16 protein-coding genes, 2 tRNA genes and 2 rRNA genes are annotated in these 21746 nt (G+C 42.2%); 5 read left to right on the forward strand and 15 right to left on the reverse strand.

Annotated elements, in window-relative coordinates; translation table 11 throughout:
- Positions 1-340: 340 nt before the first annotated feature.
- Complete coding sequence (gene rho / locus SC428_RS09235; protein WP_140182136.1) at positions 341-1600, reverse strand: transcription termination factor Rho; 1260 nt, start codon at positions 1598-1600, stop codon at positions 341-343.
- Between the two features lie 803 nt (positions 1601-2403).
- Complete coding sequence (gene trxA / locus SC428_RS09240) at positions 2404-2730, reverse strand: thioredoxin TrxA (RefSeq protein ID WP_070928555.1); 327 nt, start codon at positions 2728-2730, stop codon at positions 2404-2406.
- A gap of 117 nt (positions 2731-2847) precedes the next feature.
- Here trxA and rhlB point away from each other — a divergent pair, with 117 nt between their 5' ends.
- Both rhlB and gppA read left to right on the forward strand, forming a co-directional pair.
- Positions 2848-4134: an ATP-dependent RNA helicase RhlB gene (gene rhlB / locus SC428_RS09245; protein WP_070928553.1), complete on the forward strand. Its 1287-nt coding sequence runs from the start codon at positions 2848-2850 to the stop codon at positions 4132-4134.
- A gap of 11 nt (positions 4135-4145) precedes the next feature.
- A complete protein-coding gene (gene gppA / locus SC428_RS09250; RefSeq protein WP_070928551.1) occupies positions 4146-5651 on the forward strand; it encodes a guanosine-5'-triphosphate,3'-diphosphate diphosphatase in 1506 nt (501 codons plus the stop codon).
- A gap of 177 nt (positions 5652-5828) precedes the next feature.
- On the opposite strand, the gene rep is transcribed toward gppA, so the two are convergent.
- Both rep and ilvC read right to left on the reverse strand, forming a co-directional pair.
- Positions 5829-7850: a DNA helicase Rep gene (gene rep, locus SC428_RS09255; RefSeq protein WP_070928549.1), complete on the reverse strand. Its 2022-nt coding sequence runs from the start codon at positions 7848-7850 to the stop codon at positions 5829-5831.
- A 383-nt stretch (positions 7851-8233) separates the two neighbouring features.
- Positions 8234-9709 carry a ketol-acid reductoisomerase gene (gene ilvC, locus SC428_RS09260; protein ID WP_070928547.1) on the reverse strand — a complete coding sequence of 492 codons (1476 nt, stop codon included), beginning with the start codon at positions 9707-9709 and terminating at the stop codon, positions 8234-8236.
- Between the two features lie 182 nt (positions 9710-9891).
- On the opposite strand from ilvC, the gene ilvY reads away from it, so the two are divergent.
- Positions 9892-10788, forward strand: a complete 897-nt coding sequence (ilvY, locus tag SC428_RS09265; protein WP_070928545.1) for an HTH-type transcriptional activator IlvY — start codon at positions 9892-9894, stop codon at positions 10786-10788.
- On the opposite strand, the gene ilvA is transcribed toward ilvY, so the two are convergent.
- The 6 genes from ilvA to ilvL all read right to left on the reverse strand — a co-directional run bounded on the left by ilvA (position 10780) and on the right by ilvL (position 17359).
- On the reverse strand, positions 10780-12354 hold the full coding sequence (gene ilvA / locus SC428_RS09270; RefSeq protein ID WP_318707225.1) for a threonine ammonia-lyase, biosynthetic: 1575 nt from the start codon (positions 12352-12354) through the stop codon (positions 10780-10782). The two genes, ilvY and ilvA, sit on opposite strands and share 9 nt — an antisense overlap.
- Before the next feature lie 2 nt (positions 12355-12356).
- A complete protein-coding gene (gene ilvD / locus SC428_RS09275) occupies positions 12357-14207 on the reverse strand; it encodes a dihydroxy-acid dehydratase (protein WP_070928543.1) in 1851 nt (616 codons plus the stop codon).
- Between the two features lie 64 nt (positions 14208-14271).
- Positions 14272-15201: a branched-chain amino acid transaminase gene (locus SC428_RS09280; RefSeq protein WP_070928541.1), complete on the reverse strand. Its 930-nt coding sequence runs from the start codon at positions 15199-15201 to the stop codon at positions 14272-14274.
- Between the two features lie 11 nt (positions 15202-15212).
- On the reverse strand, positions 15213-15482 hold the full coding sequence (gene ilvM, locus SC428_RS09285) for an acetolactate synthase 2 small subunit (RefSeq protein ID WP_283126646.1): 270 nt from the start codon (positions 15480-15482) through the stop codon (positions 15213-15215).
- On the reverse strand, positions 15479-17125 hold the full coding sequence (gene ilvG / locus SC428_RS09290) for an acetolactate synthase 2 catalytic subunit (protein WP_140182146.1): 1647 nt from the start codon (positions 17123-17125) through the stop codon (positions 15479-15481). The genes ilvM and ilvG overlap by 4 nt, the downstream gene beginning before the upstream one ends.
- Before the next feature lie 132 nt (positions 17126-17257).
- Positions 17258-17359 (reverse strand): ilv operon leader peptide, encoded by a 102-nt coding sequence (ilvL, locus tag SC428_RS09295; protein ID WP_081335957.1) that lies wholly within the window; start codon positions 17357-17359, stop codon positions 17258-17260.
- 481 nt (positions 17360-17840) lie between these two features.
- Between ilvL and SC428_RS09300 the strand changes: the two genes are divergently transcribed.
- Entirely contained in the window at positions 17841-19367 is a 1527-nt protein-coding gene (locus SC428_RS09300; RefSeq protein ID WP_318707232.1) for a YifB family Mg chelatase-like AAA ATPase, read from the forward strand.
- Between the two features lie 233 nt (positions 19368-19600).
- Here SC428_RS09300 and SC428_RS09305 read toward each other — a convergent pair whose 3' ends face one another.
- Entirely contained in the window at positions 19601-19939 is a 339-nt protein-coding gene (locus tag SC428_RS09305) for a DUF413 domain-containing protein (protein ID WP_070928533.1), read from the reverse strand.
- Between the two features lie 111 nt (positions 19940-20050).
- On the opposite strand from SC428_RS09305, the gene hdfR reads away from it, so the two are divergent.
- On the forward strand, positions 20051-20896 hold the full coding sequence (gene hdfR / locus SC428_RS09310) for an HTH-type transcriptional regulator HdfR (protein WP_070928531.1): 846 nt from the start codon (positions 20051-20053) through the stop codon (positions 20894-20896).
- A gap of 280 nt (positions 20897-21176) precedes the next feature.
- Here the strand turns inward: hdfR and SC428_RS09315 are convergent.
- The 4 genes from SC428_RS09315 to SC428_RS09330 form a co-directional block, all read right to left on the reverse strand.
- A tRNA-Trp gene (locus SC428_RS09315) sits at positions 21177-21252 on the reverse strand.
- 8 nt (positions 21253-21260) lie between these two features.
- A tRNA-Asp gene (locus tag SC428_RS09320) sits at positions 21261-21337 on the reverse strand.
- A gap of 56 nt (positions 21338-21393) precedes the next feature.
- Positions 21394-21509, reverse strand: a 5S ribosomal RNA gene (rrf, locus tag SC428_RS09325).
- A gap of 139 nt (positions 21510-21648) precedes the next feature.
- A 23S ribosomal RNA gene (locus SC428_RS09330) occupies positions 21649-21746 on the reverse strand; the annotation flags it as partial.

Here is a 21746-nt window from a genome sequence, read left to right on the forward strand (position 1 = left end):
GGTACTCGCGGTAAACATAATATTTAATCATCGATATTTTATTTTAGAAGGATAAAATTGAAACTCGTATAGATCCCATAGTTTAAAATGCCATTTAACACGCAAAATCAATAAATGAATAAATCGAATATTTTACAAACGTTACATACTTCTTTCTTTCAAATTTGTTTTAACTATTGATATACCATAGTAGAACAGTCCTAGTCCTGATAGGCCTTATACGATTTTATAAATCAATATCACCTGTATGCACAATCGAAAAATAAGCAATAAACTGATATAAAAAAAGCGCTGTTATCAACAGCGCTTATGCGAACCAGCAATACTGAAAGTTTATCGACTATGAACGTTTCATAAAATCGAAAAACTCTTCGTTAGTTTTCGTCATTGCTAATTTACTGATAAGGAATTCCATCGCATCAATTTCGCCCATCGGGTGAATAATCTTACGGAGGATCCACATTTTCTGTAATTCTTCTTGCGAAGTAAGCAGCTCTTCTTTACGTGTACCTGAACGGTTATAGTCGATAGCTGGGAAGACACGTTTTTCTGCGATCTTACGAGACAGGTGTAATTCCATATTACCTGTACCTTTAAACTCTTCGTAAATAACTTCGTCCATTTTAGAACCAGTATCTACAAGAGCAGTTGCAATAATGGTTAAACTACCACCTTCTTCAACGTTACGTGCAGCACCAAAGAAACGCTTAGGACGATGTAATGCGTTTGCATCCACACCACCCGTTAAAACTTTACCTGATGAAGGTACAACGGTGTTGTATGCACGCGCAAGACGTGTAATCGAATCAAGTAAAATAATAACGTCTTTTTTATGCTCAACGAGGCGTTTTGCTTTTTCGATAACCATTTCAGCAACCTGAACGTGACGCGCAGCAGGCTCATCAAAAGTTGAAGCAATTACTTCCCCTTTAACCAAACGTTGCATCTCTGTCACTTCTTCAGGACGTTCATCAATCAGCAGAACCATCAAAACGCAGTCTGGATAATTGTGAGCAATATTCGCCGCGATATTTTGCAGCAACATTGTTTTACCTGCTTTTGGCGGAGCGACAATCAGACCACGTTGACCACGACCAATTGGCGCTGCCAGATCCAATACACGCGCGGTCAAATCTTCAGTTGAACCGTTACCACGTTCCATACGAAGGCGATTATTTGCATGTAATGGGGTTAAGTTTTCAAAGAGGATTTTGCTGCGGGCGTTTTCAGGTTTATCAAAGTTAACTTCATTAACTTTTAATAACGCAAAATAGCGTTCACCTTCTTTAGGAGGACGAATTTTTCCTGAAATGGTATCGCCAGTGCGAAGGTTGAAGCGGCGGATTTGGCTAGGAGAAACGTAGATATCATCGGGACCTGCGAGGTAAGAACTGTCTGCGGAACGGAGGAAACCAAACCCATCCTGCAATATCTCCAGTACGCCATCGCCGAAGATATCTTCCCCGCTTTTCGCATGCTGCTTCAAAATCGAGAAGATAATATCCTGTTTTCTCATACGGGCTAAATTTTCTAGCCCCATGTTTTCGCCTAACGTAATCAGTTCTGATACCGGCGTATTTTTTAATTCGGTAAGATTCATAATGGTGGGTTCTTTAACTCGGGGTATTTCTCGAACTATGAACGTAAATTGAAGACAACTATATATATTATACTCGCCTATTCCAAGCCACCGCATTGTTGGTTATGTTCACGGGTATTAGAGACATAGATTTCTATGCAACTATCAACTCGCTCACTCGCCACCTAGCTGTACTCTCGAATTATTAGAGTATACATAGTGTCAGTTTAACTTTATAACGCCCTGTTAATAACTACAAACTACAAGATTAACAATGCGTAAAAATTCTTGCGCTTGTTACTGCTAAGACTGCACTAACATTTAGCGTCGAATCATCAGAATGATGCGCGACCTATTATTAGAAACACAAACAATATTAGCAATAGTTTTTTTGTGCATTTAAGACAACATTGATCCCAATATAGCAAATTTGCCGCACCCAAAGCACTAAAACACAAATTAAAGACTCATTCCGCAACTGTGACTTGAATTACTACCAACAACATACTTCAACATAACTATCTTAAATTGATATAACAAAACATCACAAATGAGATGACTGAATATTGCAAGCGCGAGCAATCAGTATGCAAATTAATAATTTTTTGAAATCAATACACTATCAGCCCTAGATCACAATAGATGAACCACAACTGAACTGATAAACCAGATATTTATGATAAGAACAACGGATTATAAAGCAAGCCATACGGATACTATACGAGGATGCAGATAACTTATCATGCTTCAGAGAGGACGTCTAGCGGTCCTCTATATAAAATAGATATACCGCTAAACGTTTTGACTTAAATATCAGCTATAACTTACAGATTTTCGTCTAGAAAATCTTTTAACTGAGATTTAGATAATGCACCCACTTTTGTTGCCGCTACTTCACCATTTTTGAATAGTAGAAGCGTTGGGATACCACGAATACCATATTTTGGTGCCGTTGCTGGGTTATCATCAATATTCAGTTTTGCGATGGTCAGTTTGCCTGTATATTCTTCAGAAACTTCATCAAGAATTGGCGCGATCATTTTACAAGGACCACACCATGCAGCCCAGAAATCGACGAGAACAGGTGAACTTGCTTTTAGTACTGCGGTCTCAAAGCTTGCATCAGTTATATGTATAATTTTGTCGCTCATGTTGTACTCCAATGGATCATTTTTACCGTCTTAGTGTAACATTAATTGGCATCAGTATGCTTTATTTCAAAAGATACACTTTCGTAAACCAACCGTTAACTGATATTCTACCATACTATGAGTAAAGCACACTTGACAGAAAAGAAGTTTTCCGACTTCGCCTTGCACCCAAAAGTCATTGAAGCACTTAATAAAAAAGGCTTCAATTTTTGTACGCCAATCCAGGCGTCAACCTTGCCTTTCACTGTCGAAGGCAAAGATGTTGCGGGGCAAGCGCAAACTGGTACAGGTAAAACGTTAGCTTTTTTAACGTCGACATTCCATTACTTACTAACACATCCCGCTATTGAAGGGAAAAAAGCCAATCAACCACGCGCATTGCTCATGGCTCCAACACGTGAACTTGCCGTGCAAATCTACTCTGATGCAAAAGAGCTGGCTGAGTATACTGGCTTAAAAATGGGGCTTGCTTATGGTGGCGATGGCTATGATGAGCAATTAAAAGTACTGCAAAATGGCGTTGATATCCTTATCGGTACAACTGGCCGTTTAATTGACTATGCGAAACAAGGTCATGTTGATCTCGGCGCTATCCAAGTTGTCGTACTTGATGAAGCTGATCGCATGTATGATCTTGGCTTTATTAAAGATATTCGCTGGTTATTCCGCCGTATGCCTGCGGTCACTGAGAGACTAAACCTACTCTTCTCCGCAACACTTTCTTATCGTGTAAGAGAGCTGGCATTTGAGCAAATGAATAACCCTGAATATATCGAAGTAGAGCCTTTGCAAAGAACAGGTCATCGTATTAAAGAGGAGCTGTTCTACCCATCAAATGAAGAAAAGATGCGTTTATTGCAGACATTACTCGAAGAAGAGTGGCCTGAACGCTGCATTATTTTCGCTAATACCAAACATCGTTGTGATGATATTTGGGCGCACCTCGCTGCCGATGGGCATCGTGTCGGATTATTAACAGGTGATGTTGCACAAAAGAAACGTTTACGCATTTTAGAGGAATTCACTCAAGGTAATCTTGATATTTTAGTTGCAACCGATGTCGCGGCTCGTGGGTTACATATCCCATCAGTAACGCATGTGTTTAACTATGACTTACCTGATGATTGTGAAGACTATGTGCACCGTATCGGCCGTACTGGACGAGCAGGTGAAAGTGGTAATTCAATCAGTCTCGCTTGTGAAGAGTATGCATTGAATTTACCTGCTATTGAGGAATACATTCAACATTCTATTCCTGTCAGTAAATATAATAGCGAAGCACTGCTAACTGATCTCCCTGCGCCAAAACGTCGCCATCGTCCGCGCCCCGGAGGGCCTCGTCGTAATTCAAATTCGCCACGTCGCCATAATGGCCCACGTAATAACCATAAACGTTCAGGCTGAGTGATAACGATATGCTGAAATCCTCTTCTCTCTATGCAGCAATTGATTTAGGCTCGAACAGCTTTCATATGTTGGTCGTGCGTGAGGTTGCTGGTAGCATTCAGATTATTTCTAGAGTGAAACGTAAAGTGCGCCTTGCTGCGGGTTTAGATAGCAATAACATGCTGTCAGAGCAAGCAATGGAGCGTGGATGGCAATGTCTACGTCTCTTCTCAGAACACTTACAAGACATACCAAATAATCAGATACGTGTAGTTGCTACTGCAACGCTGCGTCTGGCTAAAAATGCGGATATTTTCGTGCAAAAAGCCAGTGAGATCCTCGGCAATACCGTCAAGGTTATTCAGGGGGAAGAAGAAGCTCGATTGATCTACCAAGGTGTTGCCCACACAACTGGCGGCCCAGATCAACGCCTAGTCGTTGATATTGGTGGGGGCAGTACAGAACTCGTCACAGGTACTGGAGCAAAAGCAGAACAATTGTTTAGCCTAGAAATGGGCTGTGTGACTTGGCTTGAAAGATATTTCAGTGATCGCTCTCTAACTGAAGAAAATTTTGCTCAAGCAGAAAAAGCCGCTCACGCAGTCGTTGCCCCAATCGCTGATGCTTTAAAACAGCACGATTGGAAAATTTGCGTTGGCGCATCCGGTACCGTTCAAGCCATTCAAGAGATCATGATCGCACAAGGGATGGATGAGCTGATTACCCTCGATAAGCTCCAACAGCTCAAATATAAAGCCATTCAGTGCCATAAACTTGAAGAGCTCGAAATTGAAGGGCTGACTTTTGAAAGAGCCTTGGTATTCCCGAGTGGCTTATCAATCCTAATTGCTATTTTTGAAGCGCTGTCTATTGATAATATGACATTGGCAGGTGGCGCGTTACGTGAAGGGTTAGTTTATGGCATGCTTGAACTACCTATTGAGCAAGATATTCGCGCACGCACACTACGTAACATCCAACGACGCTTTCAGGTTGATATTGAACAAGCCTCGCGAGTGAGCCAACTCGCAGAGCATTTCTTTTTGCAGGTCTCCAAAGACTGGAACTTAGATTCTCGGTGTCGTGATTTATTAATAGCTGCCTGTATGCTGCACGAAATTGGTTTAAGCGTTGATTTTCGCAAAGGGCCAGAACATGCGGGATACTTAATTACAAATCTTGATTTACCCGGTTTCACCCCTGCACAAAAACGCTTGCTTGCTGCATTATTACGTAATCAGCAAGGCCCTGTTGACCTTGCTACTCTTAGCCAACAAAATGCATTGCCAATACAACAAGCTTATTATTTATGTCGTCTGTTACGCTTAGCGATTATTTTTGCTAGCCGTCGACGTGATGATACCTTACCTGCATTGAGGCTCCATGCAGAATCAACATCTCTGACGATTATGTTGCCATACCGCTGGCTAGCGGAGCATCCGCTACGCTCAGAAAATTTGCAACAGGAAGTACAGTGGCAAGGTTATGTAAATTGGCCTATCACTCTTGAAGAGCGTAATAGCTCTAATAGTTAAACAATTATTCCCCACACTTACCACATCAGTGTGGGGAATAACGATACTCGTCATATTTCAAATTGCAACGCTTTTCATTAAGATACACTCATACCAGTCACAGTGTTTTCTCTGCGCCTAGCGATTCGTTCACTTGCCGCCTAGCTGCACCTCGGATCATTTAGAGTATATATTTGCCTATCCTTTCTTATTTAGCCCTAAACGGGCCTTGATATCAGCAAGTGCAGATTGCCCTTTTTGCATTCGTTCTTCCGCAGTCACAACCTTGCGTTGCTGCTCCCACTCTAAATCATCTTGCGGCAATTCTAATAAAAAACGACTTAGCTCAGGGCGAATTAACTCTCCATATTGCCGACGTTCACGACAATGTGTGAAAAATAATTCTTTTTGGGCACGGGTGATCCCGACATAGGCCAAGCGACGCTCTTCATCAATATTATCTTCATCAATGCTGCTTTGATGAGGCAATAAACCTTCTTCCATACCCACGAGGAAGACATACGGAAACTCTAATCCTTTTGATGCGTGCAATGTCATTAATTGCACTTGATCCGATCCTTCGTCATCTTCCCCACGCTCCATCATGTCGCGCAAAGTAAAACGGGTCACCACTTGGCTTAATGACATTGGCTCATTCAATTCATCCCCCTCAACCATTTCACTCATCCACGTAAATAATTGATTGACGTTTTTCATCCGCATCTCAGCAGCTTTAGTACTCGCCGATGTTTCGTAGAGCCAGCTTTCGTAGTCCATTTCTCGTAATAAATCACGAACAGCTAATAGCGGTTCACGTTCTGACTGCTGCACAATTTTATCCATCCAATGGGTAAATTGTTGTAATGCAGTTAACCCTTTACCTGTAAGAGTTTGCTCTAAACCTAAATCAAAGCTAGCCTGATAAAGGCTTTTACCACGTTGATTTGCCCATTCCCCAAGTTTTTGGATTGTTTTAGGGCCAATTTCACGGCGAGGAGTATTTACAATACGTAAAAAAGCACTGTCATCTTCTGGGTTAGTCAGTACGCGTAAATAAGCTAATAGATCTTTAATCTCAGGGCGTGAAAAGAATGAAGTGCCTCCCGAAATTCGATAAGGAATTCGGTTTTGCATCAGCATTTTTTCAAAAATACGTGACTGATGATTCCCTCGATATAAGATCGCATAATCTTTATATTGCGTTTTATTAATAAAGTGATGTGCAATTAATTCCCCGATCACTCTTTCCGCTTCATGATCTTCATTATTTGCGGTGATCACTTTTAACGGGGCACCATAACCCAAGGTTGAAAATAATTGCTTTTCAAATACATGTGGATTATTGGCAATCAAGATATTTGCTGCTTTTAAGATTCGCTCAGATGAACGGTAATTCTGTTCTAACTTAATCACATTCAGTTTTGGGAAGTCTTCACTTAACAATACTAAATTTTGCGGCCTAGCTCCGCGCCACGAATAAATAGATTGGTCATCATCACCGACAACGGTAAAACGCGCCCGCTGACCGACAAGTAGTTTAACCAATTGGTATTGGCTCGTATTAGTATCTTGATATTCATCCACCAGCAAATAACGGATCTTGTGCTGCCAACGCTCACGAACTTCCTCATTTTGAGATAATAGTATTGTGGGCTTGCTGATCAGATCATCAAAATCCAGTACGTTACAGCTTTTTAAATGTAACTCGTAACGACGATAACATTCTGCAAAATGATGTTCCTTTTCGCTTCTCGCACGCCCAATGACCTGCTCTGGCGATAATAGATCATTTTTCCAATTCGAGATCGAAGAGATAAGTTGCTGTAGCAGGTCTTTATCTTCTTCCAGCAAATCAAAGGTAAGCTCTTTTAATAGAGCCATTTGGTCCTGATCATCAAACAAAGAAAAATTAGCCTTGATACCTAGCGCTTTATATTCACGCTTGATGATCTCCAAGCCAAGCGTATGGAATGTCGAGATAATCAATCCGCGTGCTTCTTTTTTACCTAACGTCTGAGCGACACGCTCTTTCATCTCACGTGCGGCTTTATTGGTAAAAGTTACCGCTGCAATTTGACGAGGTTGATAGCCACAATGGCGGATCAAATGCGCTATTTTGTTGGTAATAACACGGGTTTTTCCCGAACCGGCACCCGCCAGTACAAGGCATGGGCCATCCACAAATTCAACAGCCTGCTGTTGGCTTGGATTTAATCGCATGGTTTCTCTACATCGCTTAGTTATTCAAAATGGAACTCACTACGGATTGTAGCAGAAACCTAGCCAACTCTTGAGCAACGATCCTGCCTATTTATAAAAAAACAAAAAACCGTATGACAAAATACCATACGGTTTTGATTTAGAGATTTTTCATGCTTATAAAACGTATTTTTCTAAACTATTCGCGTTAGAGGAAGGCGGCAAAGGAGGTTATCCCAAGGAGCATACATTAAGTATGTGACTTGGGTAACCGAGTGAAGCCAACGCACCTATCACGCGAAGAGTGACGAAAAATTAGGTTACCCCAAGGAGCATACATTAAACATGTGACTTGGGTAACCGAGTGAAGCCAACGCACCTATCACGCGAAGAGTGACGAAAAATTATTGTGCGCTAGAAATCTTCTTCATATCCGTCATATACCCACGCAGAGTCTTACCGATTTTCTCGATAGGATGATTACGGATAGCTTCATTAACATCACGTAATTGCGCATTATCAGTACCGTTGTCTGCAACAGGTTTCGCTAAATCACCCGCTTGTAACTTAGTCATAAAGTCTTTCAGCATCGGAACAACTGCAAATGAGAACAGATAGTTACCATACTCCGCTGTATCTGAAATAACCACGTTCATTTCATACAGACGTTTACGCGCAATAGTATTCGCAATCAACGGCAATTCATGCAGAGATTCATAATAAGCTGATTCTTCAAGAATACCGGCTTCCAGCATAGTATCAAATGCCAACTCAACCCCTGCTTTAACCATTGCAACCAACAGAACGCCATGGTCAAAATACTCTTGCTCTGCGATTTTACCTGAGTACTCAGGGTAATTCTCAAATGGAGTCTTACCGGTTTCTTCACGCCAAGTCAGTAAGTTTTTATCATCATTTGCCCAGTCAGCCATCATTGTTCTAGAGAACTCACCTGAAATGATGTCATCCATATGTTTTTGGAACAATGGCGCCATAATCGTCTTCAGCTGCTCAGACAGTGCAAATGCACGCAGTTTGGCAGGGTTAGACAGGCGATCCATCATCAATGTGATACCACCTTGTTTCAGTGCCTCGGTGATCGTTTCCCAACCGAACTGAATCAACTTACCTGCGTAGCCCGGCTCAACGCCATCAGCGACCATTTTGTCGTAGCTTAGCAAAGCACCTGCTTGCAACATACCACACAGAATAGTTTGTTCACCCATCAGGTCTGATTTAACTTCAGCAACGAATGATGATTCCAGAACACCCGCACGGTGACCGCCAGTTGCAGCAGCCCAAGCTTTCGCAATTGCCATTCCCTCACCTTTCGGGTCATTTTCAGGATGAACTGCGATCAATGTTGGAACACCGAAACCACGCTTATACTCTTCGCGAACTTCAGTACCTGGGCATTTTGGAGCAACCATCACAACAGTAATGTCTTTACGAATTTCTTCACCAACTTCAACAATGTTAAAACCATGCGAATAACCTAATGCAGCGCCTTGCTTCATCATTGGCTGAACCGCACGAACAACTGTTGAGTGCTGTTTGTCTGGCGTTAAGTTAATCACTAAATCTGCGTGAGGGATCAATTCTTCATAGGTACCCACTTTAAAGCCATTCTCAGTCGCTTTACGCCATGATGCACGTTTCTCAGCGATAGCTTCTGCACGCAATGCATAAGCAATATCTAAACCTGAATCACGCATATTCAAGCCTTGGTTTAGACCTTGAGCACCACAACCGACGATGACGATTTTTTTACCTTTCAGGTACCCTGCTTCATCAGCAAATTCTTCACGTTTCATGAAACGACACTTGCCTAACTGCTCTAACTGCTGACGCAGATTCAAAGTATTAAAATAATTCGTCATTGTCTTACTCCATTGTTCTGTTGTGTTCGTTATTTCAAGCAATCAATGTTGCCTGCCGCTTTTCTCAAGCGATTATGGTTTTACTATATGCGATGATTTGCATTGCTTAAATTGATATATTAACAATACAATGTTGCAGTTTATGCAACACTATTTTTTATGCCACCCAGTGGGGTCACTAAATGGATATCCGAGATTTAAAACTATTTCTACATTTAGCTGAAAGCTGCCATTTTGGTAGAACATCTAAAGCTATGTATGTCAGCCCATCTACGCTATCTCGACAAATACAACGCTTAGAAGAACAATTAGGGCATCCATTATTTATTAGAGATAATCGCTCGGTAAAACTCACTCAAGCAGGTGAACATTTAAAACAATTTGCTCAGCAAACACTGTTGCAATATCAGCAATTACAACATGTGCTAAACCAACAAAGTCCATCTTTAACTGGGGAACTACGTCTTTTTTGTTCCGTCACCGCAGCCTATAGCCATTTACCGCAGGTACTCGATAAATTTAGAGCATTACACCCACTCGTAGAAATAAAACTCACCACTGGCGATGCTGCCGATGCCGTCGATAAAGTCGAAACTAAGGAGGCAGACCTCGGGATAGCCGGTAAACCAGAGCGGCTACCTGATAATGTCAGATTTACCAAAATCGGTGAAATCCCCTTAGTCCTAATAGCGCCTGCGCTACCTTGTGCCGTTCGTAGCATGGCAACAGAAGAACATCCCGATTGGTCTTCTATTCCCTTTATCTTGCCTGAACATGGTCCTTCGAGAAAACGTATCGAGTTATGGTTTCGTCGTTACAATATTAACAACCCTGTTATTTATGCAACCGTTTCTGGCCATGAAGCAATCGTCTCAATGGTGGCACTAGGTTGTGGTATTGCGCTGATACCCAGTGTGGTTGTTGATAACAGCCCTGAGCCTGTCCGTAGCCGTATCTTACAGCTTGATAATGTTTCGCTAGTTGAGCCATTCGAGTTAGGCGTCTGCTTACTTAGCAAACGCCTAAATGAGCCATTGATTAAATCGTTTTGGCAGTTGCTACCTGAAAATCTAATCTAATGTCTGTGGTGTATCTTGAGGCGCTAAAAAGAAACGGAACGATGGATTTCCAGTTTCGTCATGATATTCATAACCAAGCGCTTCAAGATGCCTATCAAAACGAACTTCAGGGCCAGAAAGCTCAAAAGCGGCCAATACACGACCATAATCCGTGCCATGGCTACGATAATGAAATAGCGTGATATTCCAATAGGTACCTAACGTTTCTAAAAACTTCAATAACGCACCTGGTGACTCAGGGAATTCAAAGCTATATAGGCGTTCATTCAATGGCTTAGATGGGCGGCCCCCTATCATATAACGCACATGCAGCTTTGCCATCTCATCATCAGAAAGATCAGCCACTTCATAGCCATGTTGTTTCAACTCTTGAACAATTTCAACCCGTTCGTTTTCGCCACCGTTTAGCCTTACGCCAACAAAAATACATGCGCGCTCAGGATCAGCATCCGTATAACGATAGTTAAATTCAGTCACTGAGCGTTGGCCTAATAATTGACAGAATCGCAAAAAACTGCCTTTTTGCTCAGGAATTGTGACCGCGAGTAAAGCCTCTCGTTTCTCACCGATTTCACAGCGCTCAGAAACATAACGCAAACCATGAAAATTCATGTTCGCACCAGATAACACATGAGCTAAACGTTCGCCTTTAATGTTATGTTGCTGAACATATTTTTTTAGCCCTGCTAATGCTAAAGCCCCTGAAGGCTCGGCTATTGCTCGTACGTCCTCAAAAATATCTTTCAATGCCGCACAAATTTCATCACTATCGACGGTGATCACATCATCAACGTATTGTTGGCACAGCCTGAATGTCTCATCACCAATACGTTTTACTGCGACACCTTCAGCAAATAAACCGACACGTGTTAAATCAACTGGATGCCCAGCCGCCAACGCCGCTTTTAAACAAGCAGCCTCTTCCGCTTCAACCCCAATGATTTTAATTTCAGGCATTAGTTGCTTGATTAAAACAGCAACGCCCGCAATTAAACCACCACCACCAACTGGAATGAAAATGCGATCAAGATGAGCATCTTGCTGTAATAGCTCCAATGCGATAGTTGCTTGGCCCGCAATCACTGATGGATGGTCAAACGGGGGAACAAAGGTGTAGCCCTCTTGTGCCGCCATTTCAATCGCTTTTGCTTTTGCCTCATCAAAATTTGCACCGAATAGGATGGCTTCACCACCAAAACCGCGTACCGCATCAACCTTGATATCAGCGGTTGCTATAGGCATCACAATTTTTGCTTTCACCCCAACGCGGCTTGCCGATAAAGCTACCCCTTGGGCATGATTACCAGCAGAAGCCGTTACTACCCCTTTGGCTTTTTGTTCATCGCTTAAACTGGCAATCATGGCGTAAGCGCCACGTAGTTTAAAACTATGAACAGGCTGCCTATCTTCACGTTTAACTAATACCGTATTGCCTACCCGAGCAGAAATCTTACTCATTGCTTGCAAAGGGGTAACTTGGGCAACTTCATAAACCGGCGCACTTAGCGCCGCTTTTAAATAATCAGCACCAGAAGGCGCTGAGGGTAATGGTTTTGCAGCGGCCACAATTAGCCTCCCAGTTTAGATTTGTCGCGTACAGCGCCCTTATCTGCACTGGTCGCAAGCGAGGCATAAGCACGAAGCGCATAAGACACTTCTCGTTGACGGTTACGTGGAGTATAGGCTTTATCACCACGAGCTAATTCCGCATCACGGCGCTTGTTCAATTCGCTTTCATTGACATCAAGTACCATCGTTCGCTTAGGAATATCGATGTCAATAATGTCACCATCTTGTACCAGCGCTAACAAACCACCACTCGCCGCTTCAGGGGAAATATGACCAATTGAAAGCCCTGAACTACCACCAGAAAAACGCCCATCGGTGATCAAAGCGCAGCTCTTACCCAATCCCATGGATTTTAGATAGGAGGTTGGATACAACATTTCCTGCATTCCAGGACCACCTTTCGGTCCTTCATAGCGGATAACCACTACATCACCTTCAACGACTTTACCGCCTAGAATTGCTTCTACCGCATCGTCTTGACTCTCGAAAACTTTTGCTGGACCACGGAATGTTAAGCTACCTTCATCGACACCGGCTGTTTTTACGATACATCCATCTTCTGCGATATTACCGGCTAGAACGGCCAATCCACCATCTAAGCTATAAGCATGCTCAATATTACGGATACAACCATTTTCACGGTCAGTATCTAGCGATGGCCAACGGCAACTTTGAGAAAATGCTTGAGTAGTACGGATCCCCGCAGGCCCTGCTGAAAACATCGATTTCACAGCTTCATCTTTTGTTAGCATCACATCGTACTGCTCGAGAGTCTGCTTAAAAGTCAGTCCAAGGATATTTTTAACATCTTCTTGTAACAAACCTGCGCGACTTAACTCACCTAAAATACCGATAACACCACCAGCACGGTGGACATCTTCCATATGGTATTTTTGTGTACTTGGAGCAACCTTACATAAATGTGGAACCTTACGTGACAGACGATCAATATCGGTCATGGTAAAATCAACATCAGCTTCTTGAGCCGCCGCTAATAAGTGCAGAACTGTATTCGTTGACCCCCCCATCGCGATATCTAATGTCATCGCATTTTCAAATGCCGCTTTGTTAGCGATATTACGTGGTAATGCACTCTCATCGTCTTGTTCATAATAACGCTTAGTCAGCTCAACAATTCGCTTACCTGCGTTGATAAACAGCTCTTTACGGTCAGCATGAGTCGCTAAAAGAGAGCCATTACCCGGCTGCGATAAACCCAAAGCTTCTGTTAAGCAGTTCATTGAGTTTGCAGTAAACATACCGGAGCAAGAGCCACATGTAGGGCAAGCTGAACGCTCAATTTGCTCGCTATCAGCATCACTCACGTTCGGGTTAGCGCCTTGGATCATCGCATCAACTAAATCTAATTTAATGATTTGATCTGAAAGCTTGGTTTTACCCGCTTCCATTGGGCCACCTGACACAAAAATAACTGGAATGTTTAGGCGCAAGGCAGCCATTAGCATACCTGGGGTAATTTTATCGCAGTTAGAAATACAGACCATTGCATCTGCGCAATGTGCGTTTACCATGTATTCAACAGAATCTGCAATTAGCTCACGGGAAGGTAAGGAGTACAGCATTCCACCATGCCCCATCGCAATACCATCATCAACAGCAATCGTATTAAACTCTTTTGCGACACCACCCGCAGCTTCAATTTGTTCGGCAACGAGTTTACCTAAGTCGCGCAAATGAACGTGACCAGGTACAAATTGGGTAAATGAGTTAACAACCGCAATAATCGGTTTTCCAAAATCAGCGTCAGTCATCCCCGTAGCGCGCCATAATGCGCGAGCTCCTGCCATATTACGACCATGAGTGGTTGTTGCTGAACGGTACTTAGGCATATCTTTACTCCCGTGTTTTTAAAAACAGGCGGGGAACGACCGCCTGTAAATCAAGCTGTATTTGTTATTGAGGGTTAACTGGATCCAACCAACCCCATTTGTCTTCTGTTGTTCCATCAAACAGGCCAAAGAATGCTTGCTGGATCTTTTTAGTCACAGGACCACAGCGGCCAATACCAATTTCGATACCATCTACACTACGCACTGGGGTAATTTCTGCGGCTGTTCCAGTCATAAAGACTTCGTCAGCAAGATACAATGACTCACGTGACAATGTTTGTTCACGCACTTCAATACCCATATCTTTAGCTAAGGTCAAAATTGCATCGCGAGTGATCCCTGGAAGCGCAGAAGAAGTGAACGGAGGGGTAAATAAAATACCATCCTTAACTTCAAAAATATTTTCGCCAGCACCTTCAGATAGGTAACCATGAACATCTAACGCAATACCTTCCTGATAACCATGACGGCGGGCTTCACTACCAACCAGTAGAGATGACAGATAGTTACCACCTGCTTTCGCGCCCGTAGGAATAGTATTTGCCGCAACACGATTCCAAGAAGAAACCATAGCATCGATACCTTGATCTAAAGCTTCTTCCCCTAGGTATGCACCCCAAGGAAAAGCGGCCATAATCACATCCGTGTTATAACCATCAGGCGGGTTAACCCCCATACCAACATCACCAATGAAAACAAGTGGGCGAATATATGCGCTGACTAAGTTATTTTTACGCAGCGTTGCACGACAAGCTTCCATTAACTCTTCAACACTGTAGCTGACTGGCATACGGTAAATTTTTGCAGAATCACGCAGGCGCTGCATATGTTCGCGATGGCGAAAAACAACAGGCCCTTTATGTGAATCATAGCAACGGACACCCTCAAATACGGAGGTCCCGTAATGCAAAGCATGAGACATAACATGAACTTTTGCATCAGCCCATGGCGTCATTTCACCGTTAAACCAAATATAGTCAGCTTTCTTAGTCATTTTATAATTCCTTACATTGCACTTTGTGTGCGTAATAGTCGTGATTCTATTTCTTTTATCTCAACTTCTGAAATATCAGGCAGTTTAGTTAACTGAGCATAAAGCTGCGCTAACGGCCGCTGGCTATTTACAGTCATCGCTATATTTACATTATCACCATCTGCCATGTGATCCATAGTCATTGAACTAATTTGGAATCCACGATGGCGGGTGACACGCAATATACGCTCTAAAACCTCAGGGCGGAAACGGGCTTGTATGGCAATTTGATGTTGCATCATAACGGTTTCTCCATCATTTTTTCATTGCTCGCCCCTGGAGGAACCAACGGCCAGACGTTTTCTAATTCGTTTATTGATACCTGCAAGATGAAAGCACCTTCGCTATTGAGTAACTCATCTAATGCAGAATCAACCTCAGATTTGGTGGTAATACGGCGCCCAGGAATGTCAAATGCTCGGGCCAAAGCAACAAAATCAGGGTTATCAGTCAAAATAGTTTCACTATAACGTTGCTCAAAAAATAGCTCTTGCCATTGGCGAACCATACCTAAGCGTTGGTTATCTAACAGTAAAATTTTAACTGGTAATTTTTTACGCTTGATTGTGCCAAGTTCTTGCACATTCATCATGAAGGAACCATCACCAGAAACACAAATGACTGTATCCTCAGGGCGTGCAACTTGAGCGCCTATGGCGGCTGGAATACCAAAACCCATCGTTCCCAAGCCACTCGACGTTATAAAATTTTCTGGTGATGTCACCGAGATATGTTGAGCTGACCACATTTGATGTTGACCAACATCGGTAGTCACGACCGTGTTAGCATCAATACGATCAGATAATTGTTTTAATAACAAAGGAGCATAAATTGCTTCACCTGGATGATCATATCGCCAGTTAAAATCATGCTTTAGCTGCTGTATTTCTTGCTGCCATGATGAAATATCTTTTTCCATCATCAATGCGGGTAACAACACTTTCGCATCGCCTAATAGTCCCACATGAGCTTGGCGTAGTTTATCCAGTTCGACATGGTCAATATCAATATGGATAACTTTTGCGTTAGGGGCGAATGTGTTCAACTTACCCGTCACACGATCATCAAAACGAGCACCAACAGCGATCAATAAATCACAACGCTGTACTGCTAGGTTTGCAGCTTTAGTACCATGCATACCTAACATTCCAAGATAATGAGGTTCTGATGGCTCAACTGCACCAAGCCCTTTAAGCGTCACGACAGAAGGTATGCCAGTCTGCGCGATAAAATGCCTTAGCTCATCAACAGCCCCTGACATTCCCACACCACCACCAATGTATAACATCGGTTTATGAGACAACGTTAGCAACTCTCTAGCTTGATTGATCGCATCTCTCTGTATTGGTAAATCAGATTCTACAGGCATGAAAAAAGGGGCTAAATCTGCTTTCTGTAGCTGAATATCTTTCGGAATATCAATCAGTACAGGTCCCGGACGACCACTATTTGCGATTGCGAAAGCTTCAGCAACAATGCGAGGTAAATCGTCAATACTCTCCACTAAAAAGCTATGTTTGGTACAAGCAAGCGACAATCCCAATACATCTATTTCTTGGAAAGCATCAGTGCCAATAAACTCAGAACTCACTTGTCCCGTAATAGCCACAACAGGTACAGAATCTAACAAGGCATCAGCTAAACCCGTGATCAAGTTTGTTGCCCCCGGACCAGAAGTGGCGATACACACCCCAGTTTTTGATGTTGACCGCGCGTAACCAATCGCAGCAATGACCGCACCTTGCTCATGACGACATAATAAATGCTCAACACCACCGTCATACAACGCATCATAAACTGGCATGATCGCCCCACCAGGGTAACCAAAAACAGTATCAACTCCCTGCGTTCGCAATGCTTGAACTAACCATTGTGCCCCATTCATGTCGCTCTCCTGTCCTTAACTTAGTTATCTATTTGTATTTATTCTGTTTTTGTAGATTTAATGATGTTGGCAAACTTAGTGTCAAAAAAAACCCCGCGCCTTTCGGTGCGGGGTTCTCGTAAGATCTGGCTACTAATTTAGCCTTCGTCGTCCAAGTGCAGCCCCGCACGGTGGGATAATAATCACCACCACGCTAATAATAATTAGGCTAATCACTCGGAAGAATGTGTTCATGAATATCTATTTTCACTATTATTGTTCATTGTCTATATTTAAGAGTTATCATTTTAAAATTATTTTGACAACTTTTATTTTGTTTTTTTATTATCAAAATATATATTTCATTTAAAATCAAATAGATAAAATAAAAACAGAGTAATTCACTGGGGTTTTACTAAAAAAACAGTAAATACAATTATAAATGGCCGAATAATTAGCCCAATACTCCACCTGAAAAAAATAATATTGCTGATAATAATTATAATTCCCGCGTTATTCAGTTACCGCTATTTGCAATATTCATATCAAGTTCTTGTCTCTAACAAAAATTTAATATTTTGATTAAACATTAAGTTACGTGCGACATCGCAAAAAACAAATGCAAACAAGCTGCCTTACATATTAGTTTTCGAGCGTTTTCGTACACTTAAAAAGTTCAGTTGTAGCTTCTTCCCTAAGAACAGAATATTAGTCTGTTTATGTAAAGGGAGGGAATATGACATTAGCGATTGTTTATACGAGAGCATCAATTGGTATGGATGCACCACTTGTTACCGTTGAAGCACATATCAGTAATGGGCTTCCCGGTTTGACACTTGTCGGTTTACCCGAAATTGCCGTCAAAGAAGCAAGAGATAGGGTCCGTAGTGCTTTAATAAATAGTGGCTTCGAGTATCCCGCAAAAAAGATAACCATAAACTTAGCACCTGCTGATTTACCCAAAGAAGGTGGCCGATATGATCTCGCTATTGCGATCGCAATATTAGCGTCTTCTGGACAAATACCAACAAAAACAATTCATTACTTTGAATTTATTGGGGAACTTGCCCTATCTGGCTATATTAGATATGCCAATGGAGCCATTCCCGCTGCCCTAGCAGCATTAAAGCAAAAAAGACAATTAATACTTTCACTCGAAAGCCAACATGAACTCAATTTATTACCCGAAAATAGTGTAAAACTAACCCAAACGTTATTAGAACTTTGCCATTTTTTGCATGAAAAAGGGACATTACCCAGTAATATTTATCCAACAGGTGCACCAACGGCACCTGATTATGAACACAATATCAATGATATTATTGGTCAAGAACAAGGAAAAAGAGCACTAGAAATTAGTGCAAGTGGAGGACACAACTTATTACTTTTGGGCCCACCGGGGACGGGTAAAACCATGCTAGCGAGTCGATTGCAAACTCTGTTACCCTCTCTAACACCCCAAGAAGCCTTAGAAGTGGCTGCACTACGTAGTTTATGCCATTTATCAAATCACAATCAGGTGTGGCCTGAAAGGCCATTTAGAACACCACACCATAGTGCTTCAATGGTCGCTTTAATCGGTGGAGGTAGTCTGCCAAAACCAGGAGAGATATCGCTCGCCCACAATGGTATTTTATTTCTTGATGAATTACCTGAGTTTAGCCGCTCTGTACTCGACGCATTACGTGAACCCCTTGAAGCAAGGCAAATCGTGATTTCTAGAGCTAAAGCCAAAGTTTGTTTCCCTGCAAATTTTCAACTTGTAGCTGCATTGAATCCAAGCCCAACCGGTCACTATCAAGGAGAGAACAGCCGTAGCTCACCCGCGAAAATATTACGTTATCTTTCCCGTATTTCAGGCCCTTTCCTTGATCGATTTGATCTTTCGATTGATATTCCCTTACTACCACTAGGCTCACTTAGTAGCCAAAAATATCAAAGTGAAAACAGTGAACTCATACGAGCACGTGTCATTAGCGCAAGAAATAGGCAACTAGAAAGAAGCGGAAAGCTCAATAGCCAATTAACAGCCAGAGAAACAACAAAGCTCTGCCAACTCTCCCCTAAAGATGGCCTTTTTTTAGAAAGTGCACTAAATAAACTGGGGCTATCAATACGAGCGTGGCACAGAGTATTGAGGGTCGCACAAACTCTTGCCGACATGCAAAATACACCACAAATAGATAAACAGCATCTTCTTGAGGCACTAAGCTACCGAGCAATGGATAAGTTATTGCTTCATTTACAAAAACAAGTAAGCTGAGCACAGCAGAAGTGACAAAATAGTGGTGTTACTAACAATGGATAAAACCTGACATAAAATGCCATCAGAGCCTTTGTAGCTAAGATAGCGTATTAGCAATCTGTCAAGATAACGCACTTAAAACACATAAGTATATACTACTAACACGAACGATCATTGCCAATAACACTTAAATTTAAAATATGGCAACTATAAATTAAGGGGCCGCAGCCCCTCTAAATATGTTGATGATATTAATCATCCGTGTCTGTATAGTCTTCTGAGGGGTCAATCTGAGGTTTACCGCCAGAAAGAGTATGAAAGCGTTTAGGACGATTTATACGGCTAGAATATTTCGCCCACACTTTTTCTTCGGGAGTTGCTGGTTCACGTTCACCGCGACAAACAGCGACGAAAAGCTTTTCTTCGTCAGTTTGTGCAGCGCGCTTACCTGAATCAAGCTCATTAAAAGCTTGTCCATAGCGTTCGAGCAATTGAGCTTCCTTGATGGTGAAATCACCATGACGAGAAAAGCCACGTGGGTAATGTTTATTATCAAAAAAACGATTAGTCGTGATGAAGCTTTCTGCCATCTGACACACTCCTAACTTATTACTGTCAACTCGTTATGGCGCGGAGTATTAGACAGCATTGACAATCTGTAAAACAAAACATTTAAATCATCACGACAAAAATTATTGGAGATGTATGTGGATACTGAGTTATTGAAAACTTTTTTGGAAGTCAGTAGAACCAGACACTTCGGCCGAGCCGCAGAATCACTCTATTTAACACAATCTGCTGTTAGCTTTCGCATAAGACAGCTAGAGACGCAGCTTGGTACTAATCTATTTACTCGACACCGTAATAATATTCGACTCACCGCCGCTGGAGAGCGCTTAGTTCCTTATGCTGAGTCTTTAATGAACACATGGCTACAGGCGAAAAAAGAAATATCGCACGCATCCCAACATACAGAGCTCTCAATAGGCGCCACCTCGTCATTGTGGGAAGGCTATTTAACAGATTGGATGCAATCTTTATATGAGCAACATGATGAGCTTCGCCTTGAAGCTAGAGTTTCAACCCGCCAATCCTTAGTAAAGCAGCTACACTCTAGAGAATTAGATTTATTAATAGCTACTGAACCACCAAAAATGGATGAATTTGAAAGCACAATTATTGGCTCAATAGAACTACAACTCATGGCTTCTCAAAAGAATATTGCGTTAACAAATTATAATTTTATTAAACTTGAATGGAGTGCGGACTTTCATCCCAAAAATGAGCCTATGCTCACTCCTGATGATACGCCTGTTATGATAACGACATCTGCACATATTGCCCGCCAATTACTGTCTGTATCACTTTCTGCCGCGTTTTTACCCGCACATTGGTGTACCCAATACCCTGGACTAAAAACGCTCTCAGAGGCCGTTATTACAAAGCCCATTTACGCGGTATGGCTACAAAGAAATGATCAGCAGGCACTAATTAACCAATTAATAAAAACGCCTATTCAAAATGCTCAACTCAGTGCCCCCATTTAAAATATTCGTTAGCTGAACTTGAACGCTCAATAAATCCTATTGAGCGTTTTTATTTATCAGTTCTACATGTAATAAATAATTTTAAAGGTACAACTAACTCATTTGAAATGCCCATGAAGCGATCAGTGAATAATTACTGATTGGAGCAATATTAGAATTGGAAAAATAGGAAGGAAAGAAATAGAAAAACTAACAGAAAACTAGCCCAAAAAAGAAAAACCCGATTAAAATAATCGGGTTATCAATAAGATACTTCTTTTATTTTTACTTAATTGGTAACTGGCAGGGGCGGAGAGGCTCGAACTCCCAACACCCGGTTTTGGAGACCGGTGCTCTACCAATTGAACTACGCCCCTAAATTAAGTGGCGGAACGGACGGGACTCGAACCCGCGACCCCCTGCGTGACAGGCAGGTATTCTAACCAACTGAACTACCGCTCCACTTATTCTTTTGCCTTTCGGCTGCTTATCGCATTGCAATAAGTCTTTAATTTAATGTCTGGCAGTTCCCTACTCTCACATGGGGAGACCCCACACTACCATCGGCGCTACGGCGTTTCACTGCTGAGTTCGGCATGGGGTCAGGTGGGACCACCGCGCTATTGCCGCCAGACAAATTCTGTTTCGTTCCCGTTTGCAGTTATCTCAACGCAAACCAGAACTTCAATCTCAAACAAGCTGCGTGTCCTTCACCTTTCGGCTTCTCACTACTCAAAAACAACTCAATCTCTCTAAAACACCTTCGGTGTTGTCAGGTTAAGCCTCACGGTTCATTAGTACTGGTTAGCTCAACGTATCGCTACGCTTACACACCCAGCCTATCAACGTCTTAGTCTTAAACGTTCCTTTA

Origin of the sequence: Providencia sp. 2023EL-00965 (genome assembly GCF_033550225.1) — a bacterium.
Lineage (GTDB): Bacteria > Pseudomonadota > Gammaproteobacteria > Enterobacterales > Enterobacteriaceae > Providencia > Providencia manganoxydans.

What these genes read in the sequence shown, in the direction of transcription:
- rho (WP_140182136.1), bottom strand. Translation starts at nt 1,600, where the DNA reads ATGAATCTTACCGAATTAAAAAATACGCCGGTATCAGAACTGATTACG.
- trxA (WP_070928555.1), bottom strand. Translation starts at nt 2,730, where the DNA reads ATGAGCGACAAAATTATACATATAACTGATGCAAGCTTTGAGACCGCA.
- rhlB (WP_070928553.1), top strand. Translation starts at nt 2,848, where the DNA reads ATGAGTAAAGCACACTTGACAGAAAAGAAGTTTTCCGACTTCGCCTTG.
- gppA (WP_070928551.1), top strand. Translation starts at nt 4,146, where the DNA reads ATGCTGAAATCCTCTTCTCTCTATGCAGCAATTGATTTAGGCTCGAAC.
- rep (WP_070928549.1), bottom strand. Translation starts at nt 7,850, where the DNA reads ATGCGATTAAATCCAAGCCAACAGCAGGCTGTTGAATTTGTGGATGGC.
- ilvC (WP_070928547.1), bottom strand. Translation starts at nt 9,709, where the DNA reads ATGACGAATTATTTTAATACTTTGAATCTGCGTCAGCAGTTAGAGCAG.
- ilvY (WP_070928545.1), top strand. Translation starts at nt 9,892, where the DNA reads ATGGATATCCGAGATTTAAAACTATTTCTACATTTAGCTGAAAGCTGC.
- ilvD (WP_070928543.1), bottom strand. Translation starts at nt 14,207, where the DNA reads ATGCCTAAGTACCGTTCAGCAACAACCACTCATGGTCGTAATATGGCA.
- SC428_RS09280 (WP_070928541.1), bottom strand. Translation starts at nt 15,201, where the DNA reads ATGACTAAGAAAGCTGACTATATTTGGTTTAACGGTGAAATGACGCCA.
- ilvM (WP_283126646.1), bottom strand. Translation starts at nt 15,482, where the DNA reads ATGATGCAACATCAAATTGCCATACAAGCCCGTTTCCGCCCTGAGGTT.
- ilvG (WP_140182146.1), bottom strand. Translation starts at nt 17,125, where the DNA reads ATGAATGGGGCACAATGGTTAGTTCAAGCATTGCGAACGCAGGGAGTT.
- ilvL (WP_081335957.1), bottom strand. Translation starts at nt 17,359, where the DNA reads ATGAACACATTCTTCCGAGTGATTAGCCTAATTATTATTAGCGTGGTG.
- SC428_RS09300 (WP_318707232.1), top strand. Translation starts at nt 17,841, where the DNA reads ATGACATTAGCGATTGTTTATACGAGAGCATCAATTGGTATGGATGCA.
- SC428_RS09305 (WP_070928533.1), bottom strand. Translation starts at nt 19,939, where the DNA reads ATGGCAGAAAGCTTCATCACGACTAATCGTTTTTTTGATAATAAACAT.
- hdfR (WP_070928531.1), top strand. Translation starts at nt 20,051, where the DNA reads ATGTATGTGGATACTGAGTTATTGAAAACTTTTTTGGAAGTCAGTAGA.